The 22,610-nt window shown below is 47.9% G+C and carries 19 protein-coding genes; 10 read left to right on the top strand and 9 right to left on the bottom strand.

What is annotated here, in order from left to right:
- Positions 1-136: 136 nt before the first annotated feature.
- The 3 genes from HPL003_RS08810 to HPL003_RS08800 form a co-directional block, all read right to left on the bottom strand.
- The gene (locus HPL003_RS08810; RefSeq protein WP_014279283.1) at positions 137-499 is read right to left on the bottom strand and encodes a DUF1304 domain-containing protein; all 363 of its coding nucleotides are present in this window, start codon (positions 497-499) and stop codon (positions 137-139) included.
- A 156-nt stretch (positions 500-655) separates the two neighbouring features.
- A complete protein-coding gene (locus HPL003_RS08805) occupies positions 656-2,167 on the bottom strand; it encodes a methyl-accepting chemotaxis protein (protein ID WP_014279282.1) in 1,512 nt (503 codons plus the stop codon).
- 259 nt (positions 2,168-2,426) lie between these two features.
- Complete coding sequence (locus HPL003_RS08800) at positions 2,427-3,680, bottom strand: cation:dicarboxylate symporter family transporter (protein WP_014279281.1); 1,254 nt, start codon at positions 3,678-3,680, stop codon at positions 2,427-2,429.
- A 207-nt stretch (positions 3,681-3,887) separates the two neighbouring features.
- Between HPL003_RS08800 and HPL003_RS08795 the strand changes: the two genes are divergently transcribed.
- A complete protein-coding gene (locus HPL003_RS08795) occupies positions 3,888-5,189 on the top strand; it encodes a sensor histidine kinase (protein WP_014279280.1) in 1,302 nt (433 codons plus the stop codon).
- 5 nt (positions 5,190-5,194) lie between these two features.
- On the top strand, positions 5,195-6,124 hold the full coding sequence (locus tag HPL003_RS08790; RefSeq protein ID WP_014279279.1) for a response regulator: 930 nt from the start codon (positions 5,195-5,197) through the stop codon (positions 6,122-6,124).
- Positions 6,125-6,208: 84 nt separating this feature from the next.
- Here HPL003_RS08790 and HPL003_RS08785 read toward each other — a convergent pair whose 3' ends face one another.
- Positions 6,209-6,721, bottom strand: a complete 513-nt coding sequence (locus HPL003_RS08785) for a MarR family transcriptional regulator (RefSeq protein WP_014279278.1) — start codon at positions 6,719-6,721, stop codon at positions 6,209-6,211.
- Positions 6,722-7,040: 319 nt separating this feature from the next.
- Here HPL003_RS08785 and HPL003_RS08780 point away from each other — a divergent pair, with 319 nt between their 5' ends.
- Entirely contained in the window at positions 7,041-7,538 is a 498-nt protein-coding gene (locus tag HPL003_RS08780) for a DinB family protein (RefSeq protein ID WP_014279277.1), read from the top strand.
- Positions 7,539-7,642: 104 nt separating this feature from the next.
- The gene (locus HPL003_RS08775) at positions 7,643-8,842 is read left to right on the top strand and encodes an MFS transporter (protein WP_014279276.1); all 1,200 of its coding nucleotides are present in this window, start codon (positions 7,643-7,645) and stop codon (positions 8,840-8,842) included.
- 27 nt (positions 8,843-8,869) lie between these two features.
- Here the strand turns inward: HPL003_RS08775 and HPL003_RS08770 are convergent, their stop codons facing one another.
- Both HPL003_RS08770 and HPL003_RS08765 read right to left on the bottom strand, forming a co-directional pair.
- Complete coding sequence (locus HPL003_RS08770) at positions 8,870-9,691, bottom strand: endonuclease/exonuclease/phosphatase family protein (protein ID WP_043922339.1); 822 nt, start codon at positions 9,689-9,691, stop codon at positions 8,870-8,872.
- 5 nt (positions 9,692-9,696) lie between these two features.
- Complete coding sequence (locus tag HPL003_RS08765; RefSeq protein ID WP_014279274.1) at positions 9,697-11,388, bottom strand: PTS transporter subunit IIBC; 1,692 nt, start codon at positions 11,386-11,388, stop codon at positions 9,697-9,699.
- A gap of 244 nt (positions 11,389-11,632) precedes the next feature.
- Here HPL003_RS08765 and HPL003_RS08760 point away from each other — a divergent pair, with 244 nt between their 5' ends.
- The 3 genes from HPL003_RS08760 (at position 11,633) to pgmB (ending at position 15,780) form a co-directional block, all read left to right on the top strand.
- Positions 11,633-12,655: a LacI family DNA-binding transcriptional regulator gene (locus HPL003_RS08760; RefSeq protein WP_014279273.1), complete on the top strand. Its 1,023-nt coding sequence runs from the start codon at positions 11,633-11,635 to the stop codon at positions 12,653-12,655.
- Positions 12,656-12,794: 139 nt separating this feature from the next.
- Entirely contained in the window at positions 12,795-15,077 is a 2,283-nt protein-coding gene (locus HPL003_RS08755; protein ID WP_014279272.1) for a glycoside hydrolase family 65 protein, read from the top strand.
- 25 nt (positions 15,078-15,102) lie between these two features.
- On the top strand, positions 15,103-15,780 hold the full coding sequence (pgmB, locus tag HPL003_RS08750) for a beta-phosphoglucomutase (protein ID WP_014279271.1): 678 nt from the start codon (positions 15,103-15,105) through the stop codon (positions 15,778-15,780).
- A 40-nt stretch (positions 15,781-15,820) separates the two neighbouring features.
- On the opposite strand, the gene HPL003_RS08745 is transcribed toward pgmB, so the two are convergent.
- The 3 genes from HPL003_RS08745 to HPL003_RS08735 form a co-directional block, all read right to left on the bottom strand.
- On the bottom strand, positions 15,821-16,135 hold the full coding sequence (locus HPL003_RS08745; RefSeq protein ID WP_014279270.1) for a retropepsin-like aspartic protease: 315 nt from the start codon (positions 16,133-16,135) through the stop codon (positions 15,821-15,823).
- A 32-nt stretch (positions 16,136-16,167) separates the two neighbouring features.
- Positions 16,168-16,470, bottom strand: coding sequence for a hypothetical protein (locus HPL003_RS08740; RefSeq protein WP_014279269.1), 303 nt, complete (start codon positions 16,468-16,470; stop codon positions 16,168-16,170).
- 123 nt (positions 16,471-16,593) lie between these two features.
- Complete coding sequence (locus tag HPL003_RS08735) at positions 16,594-17,241, bottom strand: alpha/beta hydrolase (protein WP_014279268.1); 648 nt, start codon at positions 17,239-17,241, stop codon at positions 16,594-16,596.
- Positions 17,242-17,471: 230 nt separating this feature from the next.
- Between HPL003_RS08735 and HPL003_RS08730 the strand changes: the two genes are divergently transcribed.
- The 3 genes from HPL003_RS08730 to HPL003_RS08720 all read left to right on the top strand — a co-directional run bounded on the left by HPL003_RS08730 (position 17,472) and on the right by HPL003_RS08720 (position 22,592).
- Complete coding sequence (locus HPL003_RS08730) at positions 17,472-19,139, top strand: SWIM zinc finger family protein (protein ID WP_014279267.1); 1,668 nt, start codon at positions 17,472-17,474, stop codon at positions 19,137-19,139.
- The gene (locus HPL003_RS08725) at positions 19,136-22,144 is read left to right on the top strand and encodes a DEAD/DEAH box helicase (RefSeq protein ID WP_014279266.1); all 3,009 of its coding nucleotides are present in this window, start codon (positions 19,136-19,138) and stop codon (positions 22,142-22,144) included. Before HPL003_RS08730 ends, HPL003_RS08725 begins: the two co-directional genes overlap by 4 nt.
- Before the next feature lie 103 nt (positions 22,145-22,247).
- Entirely contained in the window at positions 22,248-22,592 is a 345-nt protein-coding gene (locus HPL003_RS08720; protein ID WP_014279265.1) for a hypothetical protein, read from the top strand.
- Positions 22,593-22,610: the final 18 nt, after the last annotated feature.

Genomic DNA, 22,610 nt, shown 5'->3' with positions numbered 1-22,610 from the left:
AGTGTGTAATAAAAAAAATTATAAATCGGAATAATCGGATTTACAATCAATTAAAAACTACCTATTCCCCTTGTCATTAGGAATTCAGACATTATGTGATCGAATTTAGCAAAAAAACACCCGTTTAGGGTGTCTTTCAGAAGACCAGCAAACTGATTAATGCCAGTATGGCGGGTAACCCTTGTTTCAATAAAATAGACTTATTGGACGTCAATGCACCATACACCGCAGCTACCACCACGCAAATGACAAAGAACAGCTGAATTTGCCAGCCGATCACAGCGTCCGGGTAGTACAAGCCCCACACCAATCCAGCAGCCAAAAAGCCGTTATACAATCCCTGATTTGCCGCCAGAGACTTGGTTACTTCCGCCAGCTCCTTGGAGGTGCCGAACGTGCGCATCGCCCGTGGAGTCGTCCACAAAAACATTTCCAATATTAAAATGTACACATGCTCCAGAGCAACAATTCCCACCAATATTGAACTTATCAAGCTCAAGCGTATTCCTCTTTTCCACGCAAAATCGTTGTAAGTTGTAACTTTCGGAGTCACTCTTGAGGATTATAATCCATTTTCCAAAATCAGTAAAGAGACCAGGACTACGCCCGGCCTAATTCTTACCAACGCTTAGAAGAATGTTACTTACAATGTTACTTACATAGTTCTCGCAAAATCCAGCAATGCTTTGGACATGCTGTTGATTTCATCTGTGGATGCATTGACTTGCTGTGTTAATGCGGCTTGTGTCTGTGTCAGCGTAGACATGTTGCCGATATTATGCAAAATTTGCTCGATGAGTTTTTTCATTTCATCCAGGCTGGTCTCAATATTTCCGGTCGCATCGGCGCTGTGAATGGCAAGCTTCCTTACTTCATCAGCAACTACGGCAAAGCCGCGACCCTGTTCACCCGCACGGGATGCCTCGATAGCCGCATTCAACCCAAGCAGATTCGTTTGATTGGCAATCTCTTTAATGAAGTTAGAAATGTTTTGTGTCTCCTCTGCGCTGACTTTAGCCTGGTTAGCCGCCTCAGTCGATTGCTCTTGAGCGGTAGCCAGCTCCTGCGCCTGATTACTAACCGAGTTGACACCATTCACCATTTCCGAGATGGAATCCGAGAGATGCTGTATTTTGAGGGTCAATTCATCCGCAACGGCTTGCTTTTGCTTCTCCAACGTTACATCACGGATGGTACCTGCCATGCGAATCGGCACTCCCTTACTGTCACGTATGCTTCTCCCACTGTTATAATACCAGCGATATTCGCCATTTTTATTCTGCAAGCGGCAAGTTACTTCATAAGGAGTACGATCTGAGAGATCATTCAAATGGTCGGCCAACGCTTTAAACGCTATTTCAACGTCATCTGGATGCAAGCGTGAGCTCCAGCTACTAAGCACACTCGGGAAGTCTTGCTCATTACTAAAGCCCAGCGTGTTGCGGAATTGCGGTGACCACCAAAATTCACTATTTGGATTCTCTAAATCTCCGTCAACCAGGATGATGTCGTATGGAGCTTCGAATAATACACGGTTAACAAGGTCATACCTTGTAACCATGCCCTCCAGCTCCTCGGACTTGATCTTTTGGTCATGCACATCCAACAAAACGCCTGCGATTCGCAGTGGCACTCCTTGCTGATCTCGAATGGTCGTTCCAGTCGCGCGGAACCAACGGTATTCGCCATGCTTCAGCTTTAAGCGATACTGAATGTCATAAGGAGTTTTTCCGGTATGATCCAGCAAATGATCTGCCAACGCTGCCAATGCCCAGTCATAATCCTCCGGATGTAACCGGGATGCCCAGCTATCCAATACATTGGGGAAATCTTTTTCGCTCTGATACCCCAGCATGGAGCGGAATTCATCTGTCCATGTGAACGTATTGTTTGGATTCACGGGATCACCTGCAATAACCTCCATATCCCATAAGCCGACTTCAATCGCCTTGGTGACGAGCTTCAGACGAATATCGGTGTGTTGAGCCTCATTCTTGATGGATTCAAGCGCTTGGTTGACATTGTTTGCGATTTCTTGAGCCTCAGCAGACGCAGAGGATAGTTGTATTGCGGCAGAATAGTCCTTCTGCTGAATTCTTTGCGACAATTTGCGGCTTTCTTCCACTAAAGGAGCAAATGATTGAGTCTCGTTTTTTTTGAAAAGCATTATAGGATCTTCCCTTCTGAGCCAATGTTTGAAACGGTATATTTTATATCGGAATATTATCAATAATCATTATAAATAAAATTGAATTTAATTAGGTAAAAAGAACCATTTTTTAAGACCATATGCCCAAATTTTCATAAATAAAATATCAAAAAAAGTCGAATGTTGGATATATATAACACCTGTGGAAATGAAAAGAACACTCTTGCACTTACTCTGCAAGAGTGTTCTTTTTGGCGAATATTCAATTCATTCAATCTTATTTTAAAGAAGCAGCGTATTCCTCGCCTTTTTCCTTATCGTATTCCCCTTCCCATTTGGACATGACTACGGCGGCAAGCGAGTTGCCTAATACATTGACTACCGTACGCGCCATATCGAGAATACGATCAATACCAGCGATAAAGGCCAAGCCTTCCAGCGGAAGGTTCACTGATCCCAGTGTAGCGAGCAAAACTACAAAGGAAGCGCCCGGCACGCCTGCAATGCCCTTGGAAGAAATAATCAGCACTATTACCAGTGTGATTTGTGTAGTGATTGGCAGGTCAATGCCGTACATTTGGGCAATGAAAACCGCAGCCAGTGCCTGATACAAGGTGGAACCGTCCAGATTAAAGGAATATCCAATCGGAATGACGAAGGAAGTAATCCCTTTAGGACAACCGAACTTCTCCATCTTCTCCATGATCTTGGGCAGGACGCTTTCCGAACTGGCGGTCGAGTAAGCCAGCAGCAGCTCGCTTTTCAAAATTTTAACCATCGTCCAAAGACGGGTACCGCAAAGCTTGGCAATAATTCCAAAAACAATCACAATGAATAACAGCATGGAGCCGTACACGGACAAGACGAGCTTGAGCAACGGCCACAACGAAGCCAGTCCAAACTTGGCTACTGTCGTTCCGATCAGTGCAAATACACCAAAAGGAGCCAGGCGCATCACCTGATTGGTTACCCAGAACATGGCGTCAGCTACACCTTCGAAGAAACCCAATACAGGCTTGCCCTTGTCACCAATCGCCGCTACCCCTAGTCCGAACAATACGGAGAAGAAGATAATGGCCAGCATATCCCCTTCGCCCAACGACTGAATAATATTAGTAGGTACAATATGCACAATCGTATCCATAAAGCTGTGGCCTGTCTTTTCTGCTGTCTCCACATAGTTATGAATATCGGTCTTGGCCAGATGAGACATATCCACGCCGTCTCCGGGCCGAACCAGATTGGCAACGAGCAGTCCGAAAAGGATGGCAATCGTCGTTACAATTTCAAAGTAAAGAATAGACTTTCCACCGAGTTTACCCAATTTTTTCATATCTCCGACGCCGGCTACGCCGATAATGAGAGTTGAGATCACAATAGGCACGACAATCATCTTAATCAACCGGATAAAAATATCGCCGATCGGCTTTAAGTAGACTTCCACCCCTGAATTGCCGTAAAATAAGGCACCAATAATAATACCTAAAGCCAGTCCGATAAAGATTTGGATCGTCAAATTAATCTTTTTCACTTTGTGTCTCCCCCCTATTTGTATATTTTTTCAGTATGCTGTACTTAATATTCAAATGGTGTTATTTATACTACAGTCTGATCTATAAAAACCGACAATTATCTACACCTGTATTTGTTTTTTTTCAATAAATTCACCACTTTAATGTTGGATTGTGAATTTATCTCACATTGCCTTTTTGATCGAATACACAGGAGGTGAATAATTATGAAGCTGAATATCCTCCTTTTCCTGCTTATGCTTGTGTTCGTACCGTTGGCGGGCGAGCTAAATATTCACCCGTTCTCTAATACATTTCGTCTCAGCTTCGGCACGCCTGTATTTTTTTTCTTTCTGTTATCCATTCGTCATATTCCGCCCGCTGTATCGGGACTGCTTACTGGCTTAGCCGTGGTGGCCTTTCGCATCTCACTCAGTTATTTCACCCTTCCCGGTCCTTCCTTCGGAGAGCTGGTGACCATGCACGGGCCTACCTTTTTTTATTACATGGTCTACGGCCTGCTCTTTCAGGTCCTTAACATTAATGCCGAGCCTTACCGCGCTCTCCGGGTAGGCATCCTCTCCGTGGGTATAGAGGTTGCGGCAAGCGTGGCGGAACTTAGCGTCCGACGGAGCATTGACGGGGAATTCTGGGACATCGTCAAGATGGGCAAGGTGGTGCTTATCGCCATGATCCGCAGCTTCTTCGTGCTCGGGTTCTATAATATCATTCGCCTGAAGCAGTCCGTTCAGCATGAAGAGGCCCAAAGACAGCAGACTGAGCGGATTCTACTCCTGGTATCGGATCTGTATGAGGAGTCCGTGCAGCTCGGCAAAACCCTGTCGCACACCGAGCAAATCACCCGTGAAAGCTACGAGCTGTACCGGGAGTTGCAGCAGGCTGAGTCCTTGGAAGACAGGGACCGCTACGCCAGACAGGCGCTTCGTATTTCCGGACAGGTTCATGAAATCAAAAAAGACAGTCAGCGGATTTATGCCGGGCTGTCCAAGCTGATTGATGCAGAAAGCGGAGTGCATTACATGCCTTCTCGCGAGCTTGGGGAGCTGATCGTCCGAACGAATCACAAATATGCACAAGCGCTGGACAAGTCTATTCATTTCACCCTGAATGTTGACTCTTTGCTGCCCAAGTTGCATGTTTATACGGTTTTGACACTTATTAATAACCTGACAGCCAATGCGGTTGAAGCGATGAAGGACAGCGGAAGGATTGACGTTTCCATTCGGTTTCTACCGGGAAAAGAGGACACGGTGGCCTTTAGTGTCACGGACAACGGCCCCGGGATTCCTCAGCGCAAACGGGAAATGGTCTTCACACCGGGGTATACAACCAAGTATGATGATGAAGGACAGCCTTCGACTGGCATGGGATTGTTTTATGTGCGCGAGGTCGCGGAGAGCCTCGAAGGAACGATTGTGCTGCAACAGGAAGAAGAACACACAGATAGGGTACAGACCACTTTTACAGTCACATTGCCTTTACGGAAACTGACGGAGAAAGGAAGATAGCCCGGATGCGTTTTTATATTGTAGATGACGATCAGGGAATTCGTTCTATGCTGGCAGACATTATTGAAGATGAAGGTCTCGGTGAGGTTATCGGGGAAGCGGAGGACGGTTCCTATGTGAACAGCGATTTATTGGAGCTTAGCCAGATTGATGTATTGCTCATTGATTTGCTGATGCCGATTCGTGATGGCATTCAGACGGTGCGTGCTCTCGGTGATCATTTCAGCGGCAAAATCATTATGATTTCCCGTATTGAATCCAAAAACATGATCGGCGAGGCCTACTCGCTCGGTATTGAATACTACATTGCCAAGCCCTTGAATCGGCTGGAGATTATTGCGGTGATTCATAAGGTGTCCGAACGTTTGCGTATGCAGCAATCGATCACGGATATCCAGCGCACGCTACAGGGACTATCGATGTTCACATCGAAAGGACCATCGACAACGGTAGAATCGACCAAAAGCATCACAACTTCCGGGCAGTTTCTGCTCTCCGAAATGGGAATGATCGGCGAAGCGGGCAGTATGGATTTGCTGGACATGCTGGAATATCTGGATCAGTATGAGGAAGATACGGGTAACCTATCCCCCTATCTGTTCCCGCCATTGAAGGATATCTTCGCGAATGTAGCCTTGAAACGGCTGGGAAGCTCGGCTTCTGCGGCAGAGCTGAGTAAGGAAATCAAGGCATCTGAGCAACGCGTCCGCCGCGCTATTTTCCAGACACTAAGCCATATCGTGTCGCTCGGATTGACGGATTACACCCACCCAAAATTTGAAAATTATGCGTCCAAATTTTTTGATTTTACAGAAATCCGCAAAAAAATGCTGGAGCTGCAAAACAATGTGGAGCCCTCACTGTCCCAAGCCCGTATTAATACGAAAAAATTTGTACAGGTGTTCTATATGGAGGCCAAAAGGTTGTTACATTGAAAAGGCACCTGCATATCCCTCATGTGTCCACCACATGAGGAGGGTTACGCAGATGCCATTTGGTTAAAAAATGCTGATGATCTTCTAGTCTTTTGGTTCCACACCCTTGTCCTGGCGTTCCATTGCACCAAAGAAACCGACACCATCGGACAACAAGCGTTTCAAGACATTTAATTCCTCCGTACTGTAACGATCTAGAAATTGAAGCAACTGATGCTGTACTTTATTGTGAAGCCGCTCATGCACAAGAAAAAGCTTTTTACCCAACGGGGTTAGACGAAAATAAATCTCTTTTTTGTTGTCGTTAAGCTGGGTTCTGCGAATCCAGCCTTCCTTGAGCAGTTTGGTGCTGACTTTCGAAACTGTACCTTTGCTCAACTCAATCCGATCCGCTAATGTCGTAACATTAATGGGCTCATGCCTTCCAATACAGTCAATGACGTGAACATCAGTCAGTTTGAGCGAAGCAACCCCGTCAAAATGCTCGTGGACTTCTTCCAGAATAGACATGCTCTCTCTCTGCTGATACTGCTCCAGCTGATGGTTCGTTTTGATAAGCAGGTCATAGACGTGCTGAATGGTTGTGGCTTTTTCCATACAAACCGATAGTCACTCCTTTGGCGTATCACTCCGTTCATTATATCTTAATTTTGTTTCGAAAGAAACAATATAAGGTACGAAAAGCTCCCCTTTAACATTTTCGCGCTTAAATAAAAAATCATAATGACTTATGATTTTTCGTTTCTCATGAAACAATTTTATTGTAACTGCATTGAGAATAATTATCAATTATTTTTTTGAAAATTCTTCTCTCTCGCAAACCATGCTATAATTTTCATTTCCAAAAATTTAATTGTATAATCGTAAAATGAGAACATGCTAGGAACATACTCTCCATAGAAGGGATGATCAATTCATGTCAGATGCAAACCAATTATTCGGTCAAGCACTGGTTAAATCGCTGGTCGGTGAACGTGGACATATCCGAGTGGCTCGGGCTTTGCCGGACATCGATGTCGAACTAGCAGGTAAGAAAAATGCAGAAATGCCCTACAGCATTTATCAACTGTTGAAGCATATGAGCTACTGGCAGCGATTTATGCTGGAGCATTTGGAAGGCCGGAAGCCCCAGCTTCCAGGCAATGTGATGGAAAGCTGGCCGGAAGAAGCCGGACCACAAAGTGAAGAAGCATGGCAAGCTGTCATCAACGAATTTTTACAGGGCGTAGATCAGGCTGTAAAGATTGCCGAAACCGCACAGTTGGATGATTCGCTGGCCCATTTCCCCGGTGAAACAAAAGCGGGACTGCTGCGGAATATCGCTTCCCACAACTCATATCATTTGGGCGAAATCGTGCTGCTGCGCCGTATTTATGGAGCTTGGCCGCCGCCTGGAGGGGGCTTTCCCGCTTAAAGGGAAACTACACCCTTGGGAATTCAGGCACAATGAGGAACACACCTGCGTATCCTAGGGAGAATCACCTCCATTATGCATAATCAAAGAGAGGTTTCGAGGATATGAAGAGGCGCTTATATTTAAACCGTGATATCGTCTATATGATTATCATTAGCCTGATTGCTAACATGAGTGGGAGTATGATCCTCCCACTCTTTGCTATTTATGTAGAACAGTTCAACATAACCGCACTCAGCATGAGTATTTTATTTTCTCTATTTTATGTGGGAAGATTTCTAGGTGGAGGCTTGGCAGGACGAATTTATGAAAAGGTTGGCGCAAAGCGCTTGGGACTGAGCTTACTCTTCGCTGAAATCATTTGTATGCTCTTGTTCCCGGTTGCAGAAAGCTTCTTCATTCTATCCATCCTTAGACTCCTTCAAGGCTTGGTGGCGATAGGATTAACCGTCTTTGTAAGAGTCACCATTAACCAGATCAGTACCACAGAGAATCGAGGCATCCTCAATGGATATATCAGCAGCAGCGAAGGTGCAGGTACGATTTTGGGACCTATCATGAGTGGAATCATTGTTTCCTATTTTACTTTAGCTGTTCCGTTCTATTTCGTCGCTATTTTTTCTTGTATATCCTTCGTTGCCGTCTCCAGAATGACGTTCTCCAGTTCCACCTCTCAACCTCGGCAGCAGCACGAACCCCTTCAGGAATCGAAAAGAAAAACCACGCTAACGAAACAGCTAGTGCTCTATTCCGCTGTTCATTTCCTTGAAATGAGTGCATTCGCTATATTTTTAACGTACTTCTCGGTGTATGCAACCTACAAGCTCCATTGGAGCCCTGTAGAAATCAGCTTGGCTTTTACAATCATCGGGGTATCGACGTTTGTATCGGCACCCTTTATTGGCAAAGGTTCCGATCTGCTCAAAGATCGCTTAATGCTCAGTATCATCGGGCTATTGCTGATCATGGTGGAAATAGCCTTGTTTCTTTGGTTCAAGGATCCATGGATCGTATACTTGGGGATGTTCATCGGAGGCATTGGCGGAGCCAGTTATCTGGATTCTTTTTACTCCCAACTGGGGGATGCCATTCCTGAGGAAAATAGAAGTTCATTTATCGGCAATGTCGTATCATTTTCGGAATTAGGGGCCATTGTCTCTCCAATCATTGCAGGCATACTCATTGAACGCTTTAACATAAATGCCCCTTTTTATTACAATATGATATTGGTTCTTATGGCTATTGTTATCCAGTACTTCATTCGGTTAAAGTTAAAATCCTCAAGAAAAAGGCCACTTGCATAAGCAGGCAGCCTGTTCCTTTACCTATAATTACAGTTCCAATTCAACTGCAACCCCGAAATGATCGGATACGACGGATCCCGTTTTTCCGTTCAACACGACGGTTGAAGATTGAACCTGTACGGGCTTATTAGAAAAAATATAGTCAATGCGCAGCGGTTCGGCGTTACTTTCCCAGCCTGCAATGGCTTTGATGACTGTGTGGCCTTCATCACGTACCGTTGCGTTCGGATAGGTATCTGACCAGCCGGATTGCAATACATAGTCATACCCTTCCCCGCGCACTTCGGCCGCATTGTTGAAATCCCCCATCATAAAAACAGGCGTCGGTGCAAAAGGGTTCAATACCTCCGTTGTACGGTCCCATAGTCCACGGAAGGATTCCTCATCGTTCCACCAGTTGTAGTGCCCGCTCACAAGCCATGCCGACACTCCATCCACCACAGTTTGCACGCCCACAATTTTACGCGAGCGGTAGTTGTCATAGTCCCGTAGCGAGGAAACATATTCGTTCACCGTGTCTGTAATCGGTGTTTTGGACAAAATCGCCAAGCCCTCATCGTATTTGGCAAAGCCAATATGTGCGGGGGCCCACGTCCAATAATAAGTATTGGACAATAACCCGTTCAGCACATAAGCGTAATTATCACGCTTAATGACCACCTCAGGATCAGCACTATAGTAAGCGCCTAAATCGTCCGGCGATAAAGGAGCCTCGTCCATAGACTGGTTCACTTCCTGCAAAGCAATGATATCGAACTGCTGCTCATGAATAAAAGCAGCCAGTTGTTTTAGCTTTTCAAGCTGATTTTCTTCCATCCAAGCATGTACATTTAAGGTTAACAATTTCAAAGTAATCACCTGTTGAGTATGTCTTGTATATCTGATTTGAGCACATCGGCCTTCGGTCCGTAAACCGCCTGTACCCCGTTATCTACTTTAATTAAGCCCAGAGCGCCCAGTGCTTTCCATGTTTTTTCGTCCCCGACAGCATCCGTATCTTTGACCGTCACACGCAGACGGGTCATGCAAGCATCGACCTCGACAATGTTCTGCTCACCCCCAAGCGTTTTGATGATGTCCGTAGCCAGTTGATTTTGCGCTGAAGCAGCAGCCAGTTGATTCCGCGTTAAAGCAGCCGCCACACCCTCTGTTTCCGTAGTTCCTGCTTCGGCAGCCTCCTGAGGCTCCTCATCTGTATAATTCCCCAGCCGCCCCGGTGTAGCCATCTGGAATTTGCCGATCATAAAATAAGCGATAAAATAAGTCACCACTGCAAATACAACACAAGTCAGCACGAAATTGATAATGTCCTGCACCAAACCAGCATTTATAGACAACGGTAATCGAGTCAGCAGTTCAATCATACCAAACGAATGTAAACGCAAATGTATAATGTCCGCCATTCCGAACGCAATTCCGGTAAGAATAGCATAAACGACGTACAGTACAGGCGCTACGAACATAAACATAAATTCCAGTGGCTCCGTTACCCCTGTCAAAAAGACAGCAGCGGCGGCTGAAAAAATCATCGACTTGTATTTGCTCCGCTTATCCTTGTCTACACGGCGATACATCGCCACCGCCAGTCCCATAAGGATTCCTGCTCCGCCAATCATTTGTCCTACCTTGAAGCGGGCAGGCGTCACGCCTTCCAACAAGCTATTGTAGGCTGTCGGATCGGTACCACGAAGCGCACTCAGGTCACTTGCCCAAGCCAGCCACAGCGGATCTTGCCCGGCAACGACGCTTCCTGCCCCGGAACCTGTAAGCGTCGTGTAAACGCCACCAAGTTGAGTATAGTTAATAGGGACCGTAAGCATATGGTGAAGCCCGAAGGGAATCAACAGTCTTTCCAGTGTACCATAGACAAATGGCGCTACAAAAGGAGCCGATTCCCCCGAGGTCGCCAACCAAACACCAAACTGGTTAATCCCTCCCTGGATAAATGGCCAGATAGCAGACATGATCACACTGACGATGACAGACCATAAAATCACGACAAAAGGGACAAAACGCTTACCGTTAAAAAAGGCCAAAGCATCCGGCAGCTTGCGGTAATTATAGTACTTGTTAAAGACAACTGCCCCGACGAACCCGGCAATAATACCGACAAACACACCCATATTGAGTGCAGGTGCCCCCAAAACAGAGGTAAAATAGCCACTGACCGGAATGGTCACACCAAAGAGAGTGTGAGTGGTTGCCCCCTCCTGCGTCAGCATCTTCGAGGAGACGCCCAAAATTGTTCCTGTTGAAATATTAATAAGGATAAAAGCAATTAAGGCGGCAAAAGCCCCGCCCGCCCGTTCCTTAGCCCAGGAACCGCCGATCGCCACTGCAAACAGAATGTGTAAATTGTTAATGATGCCCCAACCCAAATTTTCCATGACCCCGCCGACGGTCAACCAGACATGAACATCACCAGCCAGCATTGCCACCACTTTACCGAGCGAAATCATAATTCCGGCCGCTGGCATGACGGCGACAACCACAAGCAGTGCTTTCCCAAGCTTTTGCCAAAAATCAAATGATAGAAGTTTTTTCATTTCTCCATCAATCTCCATCCATATAGTATGTACAGCGTTGTTTGTTACCTCGTAAATAATATGCAATCGGTTGCACGATTATTATAATGATATCGCTTTCTATTGGCAATACCCTGAATGTAAATATCTTGAGTATTGGCAGCATACTTCTCGGAAAAAAGCCGCGAATTTGTTGATTTTAAGCCAATATCGTATGATAGAACATAATATTTCCTGCTTGAGATAGCAAAAGGAGAAGAAGACGATGGCAGTAACCATCAAAGATGTCGCAAAGCGTGCCAATGTTGCTACTTCCACCGTGTCCCGCGTCATTCAAGACAGCCCCAAAATCAGCGAGGCCACCAAGGCACGTGTCCGCAAAGAAATGAAGGCGCTTGGCTATGAGCCCAATTATTCAGCCCAAAGTTTGGCTAACCGTGTCACACAGTCGATTGGCATTATTATGCCTGAATCGGATGTGGCGATCTTTCAAAACCCGTTCTTTCCGGAAAGCCTTCGTGGGATCAGCGAATGGGTAAATGAGCATAACTATACACTGTCGATTGTCACAGGAAAAACGAGCGATGAATTGCTATCCCGCGTGAAGCTAATGACGCGAACCGGACGAGTTGACGGCTATATTGTCCTGTATTCCAAGCAAGAGGATAAAATCGTGGAGTATTTTCATAGAGAAAAAATACCCTACACTGTAATTGGCAAGCCTCAGCAATTTATCAGTGAAACCACTCATGTGGACAACGATAACTACCAGGCCGCCAAGGACGTGGTCACTTATTTGATCCATCTGAATCATCAGCGTATTGCTTATGTTGGCGGAGATCATGAACGCACTGTGAATACCGAAAGACTCAGGGGCTATCAGGATGCGCTGCGGGAGGCCCATTTGCCTCTACCGGACGAGTACGTTGTCAGGGAGCCTTTTACCCTGGAGGACATACGGACGCTATTGCAGGTTTCCCCGCCGCCTACCGCTATGATCGTCAATGACGACCTTGTAGCGATGGCTGTACAGAAATTTCTGTCTCAACTGGGCGTGTCCATGCCGGAACAGCTCTCCATGGTGAGCTTTAACAATCTGATGCTGGCTGAGCTGATGAACCCCCCTCTTACTTCCGTAGATATTGATATCTTCACCCTTGGTTATCAGGCGGCCAAAAGTCTGATCGAAAAAATCGAAGACCCCAAGGAACTGACCAAACATATCATCGTTCCCCACCGGATCGTAGAACGCGAATCCAGTCAGAAGCTGCCATCCTCCGAGGAATGAACCAAAAACTGATTTTGTGGACATCCATAAAATCAGTTTTTTGCGTTGACAGGGCAATCGGTTGCACTATATACTGAACTCGCTCATATACTGATTTCGTTAAAACAACGAATTCATTTTCCGAGAGGGGTACGCAATCATGGTTTATAACCGATTATTTGACGTAGATAACTGGAAGCTGACAACCCACACTCTACATACAACACACATGCGATTACAAGAAAGCATCATGTCCATAGGCAACGGTTATATGGGCATGCGCGGCAATTTTGAAGAAGCCTATTCAGGTGATCATCATCAAGGAACTTATATCTCTGGTGTCTGGTTCCCCGACAAAACAAAGGTTGGCTGGTGGAAAAACGGCTATCCCGAGTATTTTGGCAAGGTTATCAATGCCATGAATTTTATCGGCATCGGTCTGATCATAAACCAGCAGGAAGTGGATTTATTTACGGCACACATCAGTGATTTTGTGCAGGAACTGGACATGAAGCAGGGTATCCTGCGGCGCGCCTGTACCGTGAACGGTCAGGTTCGTATCACCACGGAACGTTTTCTAAGCATCACCACTCGTGAACTATGCCTGATTGATTACAGGGCAACCAATATAGGCGTGCAGCCTCTAACGATTGAGCTTGTTCCTTATTTGGACGGTAATACGAGAAATGAGGACACTAACTATGATGAGGTGTTCTGGCTGGAGGAAGCACGCGAGGTTCAGGAACAATTCGTCAGCCTGTCCACCACGACGATAGATAATCCGTTTGGTATTCCGCGTTTTACCGTAAACGCTACCATGGGCATTGTGACCGCAGGACAAGATCAGCAAACGACGGAAGAGGGCTTTTTGTATGCTGCACGCCACTATCAATATACCGTTGCTCCAGGTGACAGTGCTCATCTGCAAAAAATCGTAGCCGTCACCACCTCACGTGACATGGAAAAGGATGCGCTGATTCCACAAGCTGAACGCATCGCCGTGGAAGCTGTGAACAAAGGATACGCGCTGCTTAAGCAGGAGCATATCGCCGCTTGGGACGGACGTTGGGACAAAGCGGATGTTGAAATCGAAGGGGACACGGAGGCCCAGCAGGGAATACGTTTTAACATTTTCCAGCTATTCTCTACGTACTACGGTGAAGATGCACGCCTGAACATTGGCCCCAAGGGCTTTACGGGTGAAAAATATGGCGGTGCCACGTATTGGGATACGGAGGCGTACGCTGTACCCATGTATTTGGCGCTGGCAGATCCCGACGTAACTAAAAACCTGCTGCTATACCGCTATCATCAACTGGAGGGTGCCAAGCATAACGCAGCCCAGCAAGGACTGCGGGGGGCATTGTATCCTATGGTCACCTTTACGGGTGTGGAGTGTCACAACGAATGGGAAATTACCTTCGAGGAAATTCACCGTAACGGGGCCATTGCGTATGCCATTTACAATTACACCAACTATACGGGCGACTTGGCCTATTTGCAGGACTACGGAATCGATGTACTCGTCGAAATCAGCCGCTTCTGGGCCGACCGGGTTCATTTTTCCCATCGCCATCAGCAGTATATGATCCACGGGGTTACCGGACCGAACGAATACGAAAACAACGTCAATAACAATTGGTATACCAATACATTGGCTGCGTGGGTTTTAAAATATACGTTATCGGTCTTGCCTCAAATTCCGGCAGAGAAATCAGAGAAGCTGGCTGTTACCGCGGATGAGCTTGGGCATTGGCAGGATATCATCAACCGCATGTACTATCCCTACGATGAGGAACGGGGCATATTTGTACAGCACGATACCTTTCTGGATAAGGATTTGCAGCCTGTATCCTCCCTCGATCCGAGTAATCTGCCGCTAAATCAGAAATGGTCATGGGATAAAATCCTCCGTTCCTGCTTCATCAAGCAGGCGGATGTGCTACAGGGTCTGTATTTCTTCGGAGATCAGTTCACGCTGGAGGAAAAAGAACGCCATTTTGCATTTTATGAGCCGATGACCGTTCATGAATCCAGTCTGTCTCCGTCCATTCACGCCGTGCTGGCTGCCGAGCTCAAAATGGAGGATAAAGCAGTCGAGATGTATCAACGGACGGCTCGTCTGGATCTGGATAATTATAATAACGATACCGAGGACGGACTGCATATTACTTCCATGACAGGAAGCTGGCTGGCGATTGTGCAGGGTTTTGCCGGGATGAGAACGTATCGTGAAACGTTGAGCTTTTCCCCCTTCCTACCTCAGGGCTGGAGCAAATATACGTTTAAAATCAACTATCGCGGTCGCTTGCTGAGTATTCTTGTGCAGAAAGATGAAGTGATCATTACGCTGTTGGACGGAGCCCCCCTGACGCTGGAGCTGTATGGACAGCCAACGCACATTACCCATGGGCAGCCGTTAATGACGAACAGTGTTTCATAATACGGGCAGACAAGGGGGGAAGCACATGAAGGCAGTGATTTTTGACTTGGACGGCGTGATTACAGATACCGCCGAATATCATTTTCAGGCATGGGGCAGCTTGGCGGCGACGTTGGGCATTCCTTTTGATCGGGAATTTAATGAGCAGCTCAAAGGAATCAGCCGCACAGAGTCACTCGACAAAATATTGGGGCGTGGCAACCGATCCGAAGCGTATTCATACGAAGACAAGCGAGAACTGGCCGCACGAAAAAACACCGAGTACCAACGGCTCATCTCGGCTGTGACTCCGGCAGACGTACTACCAGGCATCCATGCACTTCTGACGGAGTTACGCGACGCCAGGATTGGGATTGCGTTGGCCTCCGCGAGCAAAAATGCAGCGTTTATCCTGGAGCGGCTGGAGCTGACGCACTATTTTGACAGTGTGGTGGATGTTACCGCCATTCGGCATGGCAAACCTGATCCGGAAATTTTCCTCACCGGGGCCGCAAATCTGGGTGTTCAGCCTGCCGACTGTATCGGTATAGAGGACGCTCAGGCGGGCATACAAGCGATCAAGAGTGCAGGAATGTTCGCAGTCGGTGTAGGCACGCCCTTGCAAATGCAAGGAGCCGATATGATGGTCGCTACAACCGCCGAGCTGTCTTTGAGGATGTTGGAGGATCATTTTAGCGAGTTTGTACAAACGGATGCCTTATAAAAGTGAATTGGTTGGCTGGTGGACTGATCCACCAGTCTTTTTATTTCGTCTTTGACATACAAACTCTTACTTCCATTGCTTTAGCATCAATAACGGCTCCAACCAATTTGAGGAAATTAAAGCCCAGTATCCCATCAATCTGCATACCATAATCCATACTTCCAATTTCCACCTGAAAATTCTTGAGTGTCGATTCTTCGAGTGTAATGGAATCCAGAAATTTAGTGTAGACATATTCTACACCACCCACGCCTCGTATAATATCAACATCATCATTTCCTTCTGGAACCATTCCTATTTCTCGTACTATATCTGCATTCAGAAGCGTGCTGGCAGAACCAGTATCTAGCAGCATTTTGCTTAAAGTTAACTCTTCTCCCCTAAATGTTACTTTGACCTTGACAAAGGGAAGCTCATATATTTCTGTAATGTTCGTCTAGGCCCCCTGATCCCCACATAGCGTTCTTTTGCCGTAACCTTGGCACGAGAGGTGTGGAAAAAACAATACTCACGCTGAGGATCTACTCTGTGCAGCTCATTATACCGCTTAAAAGCATTAGTCGAATCATCGAATGTATCAATTACGGTCATTTCTTCAATGAAACGCAGACCATCCTTTGAATAGGCTTTGGTTGCCTCAAGTACGACCCATTCATTGGGAAAACGTTCTTTAACTTCTTCCCATCGCATCTCAGACACCTCCATTAAAATATCCTGTATTTGAAGTAAGACAAATTGTCCATAATCGGGCATCATATAATATGTTATTTGACATTAGTATATCATTTTCAGGTACTTTGTATCGCAATCAAGCTAATGTAAAGTAGCATCCTCACGCAGCCATTGGAGCACATCCCGCTGGTTGTCGGGTGAGACACCGTGGTCTGTCGGGTATGTTTTGAATGTGCAGTGAGAAGTTCGGGTCTGGAAATACGCCGCCGTCTCATGGCCGATTCTCACTGGAAATACGGAATCGTATTCGCCATGGGAAATAAATACGGATACGTCCTCCGTGCTTTGCAGCGCGTATTCCGTTTTCACAAAATCAGGCACATAGCCGTTCATCGCCACAATCCCCTTCAATGGGTTGCCCAGCGTAAGTGCAAGCGACATCGACAAAATCGCGCCCTGACTGAACCCGAGGAAATACCGTTTGCCAGGATCAACCGGATACTTATCTGTGGCATATTGTACGAATGCCTGAAGCTGCTCGATAGCCCGATCAAACTGCTCGCGCAGCGGATTGCCCAGACTTTTCAGCTCATAATATTGAAATCCCCCGCCCATAGGTAGATCTCCTCGAATGCCGATGATAATAAATTCCTCCGACAGCGGCTCCACAACTCCGTACATGTCTTGTTCATTGGACCCTTTACCGTGCAGTGTAAAAATGGTCGGATACGTGCGGTTAGGATCAAGCTGGCTGGGCAGGTGAATATCGTAGCTATACAAAAATGACATATTTCCCCTCCTCTTATAAACAAGTTTATCAAATAACACCACTGATTTAGATTCACTAGAAGCAATCCCTAAACAGGATCATCAACACTAAATTATTAGTAATATTTATTTTATATTTATAATACACTTTCCATCTGCTCCCTCCACCTCAATTTACTGTCCTGAACTGATATAATGGAAGAGTTAAGCTGTCATCGGATTGACTATTCTCTCTTAGGAGACTAATGCATATGAAAAAACCAACCTATCTTATGGATGATATACAGTGGCAGCAGCTTATCCAAAACGTAGCTGACCATTTTAATGACGTGACGATTAAACGCGGCTTTCAATATTTCAAGCAAGGAAAGGTAAAAGAATTTACAATGTCTGACGCCGACCATATCGTTTCGGTCGTAGATGGAAGCGAGCTTTACGAGGTGGATCTCCACTTGAGCGCTTTTGCTGCCAGCCGATGTACATGTCCGGTTCATAAGAACTGCAAGCATATGATCGCCGTACTGCTGAATTATGCGAATGTGCAGGAGCGTTCCGTACATGCGTTGGTGAACGCCCATTCAACGGGCTTCACCCGGCTGGCTGTCCAATCTGACGTGCGCACCACCGCGCCTGCTTCCCGGTCCGCTCCTTCACCAGATCGCAAGCAGACTGCCAGGAACACGCTCAGCAAAACAGCAAGCCGCATATCGGATATGCCTGTCTCGGAATGGCATGACCTGTTCGATCAGTGCATCTCCCTTATCCACATGAATACGCAAAATTCCCAATATGTCCAAAGCGCTCTAGCTTCGATATATGCTGTGAAGCCGCCACTTTCACCCGGCATGCAACAGTTGTACGGACTGCACGCTCATCTGCGTGTGCTGGAAAAACTGGTCCCTCAGGCACCCATGCCGGGTTATCCCACTCATTCCTATATGGGGTATTACACGCAAATCGCCGCAGATGAGCTTAAAGAAGCTATCGAGCGTGATTTTGAGAGCGAGCTTGCCCTAACAGATGAACCGATGCAAGAAGCACGCATGGCAGAGACCTTGGCCTATTTACGCCGAAAAATGCTGACAGAATCGCGTAGCGGCACTTATTTTTCAGACGCGTATTACCGATTTTGGCTAAACTGGATGCGTCCCCAGCAGAAAGATTCCACTTCCAGCATATATGCGGAGGAATTACAGCATTTACGGGCGGCTGAGGGTGAGCTTGGCACAACGTTGGCCCAGCTTCCCTGGATGCTGGCCCAAAGCTGGATGTATTTTTACCAGTCGCAGGATGAACAAGCTTGGGCGCTGCTTGAGGAGGCCGAAAAGGCTTTTCCGCTAAAAATCTCTTCCAGCCAACTGCTTTTGTTCTTACATGCCTTACGTGAAGCTGAGGAATGGTCACGCCTCAAGGACGGACTACGGCATATCGGTCCCTTACTTCACAGTCATCGGGACGATCATTTGCACGATTATATGAACGATTGGGATATGGTTTTGCAGCACCTTCCAGAAGCGGAACAGGAAATGTGGGACACACTGGTCGGAATGCTCCCTTTTGCCGGGGGAATGTATGAAGAAGCACTGCTTGCCCATGACAGATGGCGGCAATGGATTGACTACCAGTTAAGTATGCGCAGCGAACCTTTGAGTTTCCGGGTGAGCGTGTTGCAGCCCATTGAAAAGAACGCGCCTGAGCTGCTGCTACCCTTTTACCACCAGGCGGTGGAACGATATGTGCTGGAAAAAAACAGATCCAGCTACAAAGCGGCAGTCAAGCTGTTGAAGCGGCTGTTCAAGCTATACAAAAAAATGAAGCAAGAGCCGCGCTGGGAGCTGTTCTTCACGACCTTCACCAGCCGCCATAGCCGCCTGCGGGCGCTACAGGAGGAATTGCGGAAAGGGAAATTGTTATCATGAGCCAATATACGGAGACAATTACGGTACACATCCAGTTAACCACCTATGGAGACGCACTTATTTATGGCGATTCCTCCATGAACTACAGCATTTCCGGTCAAATGTTGAAGCAGCGTTTGTTTGCCTGGCACGAGGCTTCTTTCTATGGCACCGAGCTGGAGATTCAACACGTTCAGGACACGGATATTATTCTCCTGCCCTCGGAGCAGGTGATTCCTTTTCTGGCAGAACCCAATTTGCTGGAGCACATCGAATGGATCTGGGACGAGGACAATGCCCCGTGGCTTCGGTTGATCCCTCTACTTGCCCATTCCATTGAAGCGAATTCTTATGTACCCAGCTTCACAGCATTTCAGGCGGGAAAGCTGCAATGGATTTGGGATGCGGAAGCACTGGAGGCACCGGGGGCGCTAGAGGTATTAGAGTCGGAGAAAAAGCTGGAAAACGCTGATCTGGCAGAGATTTCCCTGCTTAACAGCTTGGAGAAGGACGAGCACGAAGGGCTGGCTGCGGCGTTCTCGGCCGCCGTGTTTCAACGCTGGTACGGCACCGAGGCGGAAGCCGCCGATTTGCGAAGAGAATACCCCATTCTCTTCTCCCAAAACCGCCCGGCCGCGACAGGTCTGGATGCGCGGGCATGGCTTATCGCTATCGGCTGGAAGGCCGATACCGCGCCCTTCCGGCCGCTTCTGCAACTGCTGGAGCCAGAGCCAGAGAACGACGAGTCGTCGTGGCAGCTCAAGCTTGTGTTGCAGGACAAGCAGGACCCAGCGCTGCTGGTGCCTGTACAGCTCGCCGATGATGGGCATGCGTCCGGCCTGTGGCCCGATGCGTGGACGGCCCATGTGCGTGAGCGCTCAGCCGGATGGCTGGAGCGCTTGACCGCAATTTTGCCCGCCGGGCAGCGGACTGGAAGCCGCGATGACGTGCTGGATCGCCCGCTCTCCGACGAGGCGGCGTGGCAATTCCTAACGACCGACAGCCATCGCTTGCTGGAAGGCGGTTGGCAGGTGCTGCTGCCCGCTTGGTGGGAAGCAGCCACCCGTAAGAAGCCGAAGCTGCGGGCCAAGGTTCGCCCGGGCGAAGGTGGGAGCGAGCGCGCGAAGGGCGGCTCGCTGTTCGGACTGGACTCGATTGTCCAGTTCGATTGGCGTGTTGCCATTGGCGATGCTGATCTGAGCGAGTCAGAGTTCGCCGAACTGGTGGCCCGCAACGAGCGGCTGGTGCGCTTCCGCGGGCAATGGATCGCACTCGATCCCGCGCTGCTGGCGCAAATCCGTCGGGCCATGGCCGGGATCGACAGCACTCAGGGATTGTCGTTTCAGGACATCCTACAGCTACACCTGCTCGGCAACGCCGATGAGACGGAGAGCGACGCTACGGGAGAACAGCCGGAGGATGCGGCACGCTTCCGACTGGAGGTTGAGCTGAACGGGCACCTGCTGAAGCTGATTAGCCAGCTTGGGCGGCAATCGGAATGGCCCGCACTGGAGGTGCCGGACGGATTGCGAGCCGAGCTGCGGACGTATCAGCGGGATGGATACGCGTGGCTTGCCTTTTTACGACGCTTTGGACTGGGCGCCTGTCTTGCCGATGATATGGGGCTTGGCAAAACGGTGCAGTTTATTGCCTATTTGCTACATCTACAGGACATCGCCGCAGAGACGGGCGTTCGCTCCAGTTCGCTACTGATTTGCCCGACTTCGGTGCTGGGCAACTGGCAGAAGGAACTCAGCCGATTTGCCCCTTCATTGAAGGTCATGCTCCACTATGGAAGCAAGCGGGATCAGGGGGAATTGTTCCACGAAGAAGTCGAGCAAGCCGACGTCATCCTGACATCCTTTGCGACAGCAACCCTTGATCAAGAGCTGCTGCAAAGCATAACCTGGGACTCGGTTTGCCTGGATGAAGCGCAGAACATTAAAAATGCGCAAACCAAGCAATCCAGTGCTGTTCGCAGCTTCCCTGCTCGGCATCGTATAGCGCTAACCGGGACGCCTATCGAAAATCGGCTGTCCGAGCTATGGTCGATTTATGATTTTATCAATCCCGGTTATCTGGGCAGCGCACGCGCCTTCAGCAATCGGTTCATCAATGCCATTGAGAAAGAACATAACGAGCAACGAACGGTAGACCTGCAAAAACTGGTTCAGCCCTTCATGCTGCGACGCAAGAAGAAAGATCCGGCTATACAGCTTGATTTGCCCGAGAAGAATGAGATGAAAACGTACATTCACCTCACCTCCGAGCAGGGAGCGCTCTATGACCAAATTGTCAAAGAACTCATGGAACGGATGCAGAAGCTGGAGGGGATTGAGCGAAAAGGCGCTATATTATCTGCCCTTACCCAGTTGAAGCAGCTTTGTGATCATCCTGCTCTCTTAACCAAAGAAGCCGCCCTGGATGCCACGGTTTCCGGCTATAGTCAGCCCGATTTCGAAGCAGTCATCAGCCGTTCATCCAAGCTGGAGCGTATTCTGGCCATGGTCAAGGAGCTGCGGGAGGAAGGTGAGCGCTGCCTTATTTTCACGCAGTATATTGGCATGGGTCGAATGCTCCAGCAGGTGATCGCTCAAGAGCTGCAAGAGCCAGTGCTCTACCTCAACGGCAGTACGTCCAAAACGGCCCGTGACCGGATGATTGATCAGTTCCAATCTCACACACTGCTGCCAGACGAGCAGCCGTCCGTATTTATTTTGTCGCTCAAGGCCGGAGGGGTGGGTCTGAATCTGACAGCTGCCAACCACGTTTTTCACTTCGATCGCTGGTGGAATCCGGCTGTTGAAAATCAGGCCACAGATCGCGCCTACCGGATGGGACAAACGAAAGACGTACAGGTGCACAAGTTCATCTCCCTTGGAACTCTGGAGGAACGCATTGATGAAATGCTAGAGAGCAAGCAGCAGCTTAGCGATCAAATCATTTCCAGCACTGAGGGCTGGATTACCGAGCTGTCGACAGACGCGCTAAAAGAACTCTTTACACTACGTCGCAACTGGGCGTGATGAGAACTATAAATCTATTTTTTTTGAAAAGTAGTTTATAGCACGGTCCGAAACTCCTTTGTGTGCATCTACTATCACATCACAACAAAGGAGTTGATATGAAGTGGCCATTCGTCCTCCTCAAACCTTGAAGTCTACGGGCAGAAAGGTTCCTGTTACGAAATATCGCAATGTGAGTCCTACACAAACCTTTAGTCGGTTTACCGTCATCTGGGCTCGTAATGACGGAGTACCTTTTATTACAACGGGATTTTTTGCAGTCCTCCGGCGTACAGATGGAAGCTTTGTGCAAGCTGCTAATTTCGATAGTTTCGGCACCGTCCGATTCAACAATGTACGCACACCTACGAACCAGCCTTTTGTTCTGCGTACCTTTAGAGACGATGGAACGTTGTTCCGGGTCAGATCGGTACCTGCTGGTGTGTCCTCGTTTGTCGTCATCGGTTAAGAGCTTGCCGCATGCGTC

This window comes from Paenibacillus terrae HPL-003 (genome assembly GCF_000235585.1).
GTDB classification, from domain to species: Bacteria; Bacillota; Bacilli; order Paenibacillales; family Paenibacillaceae; genus Paenibacillus; species Paenibacillus terrae_B.
The sequence above is the reverse complement of the archived record's forward strand: the minus strand, read 5'-3'. Positions and strand labels throughout refer to the sequence as shown.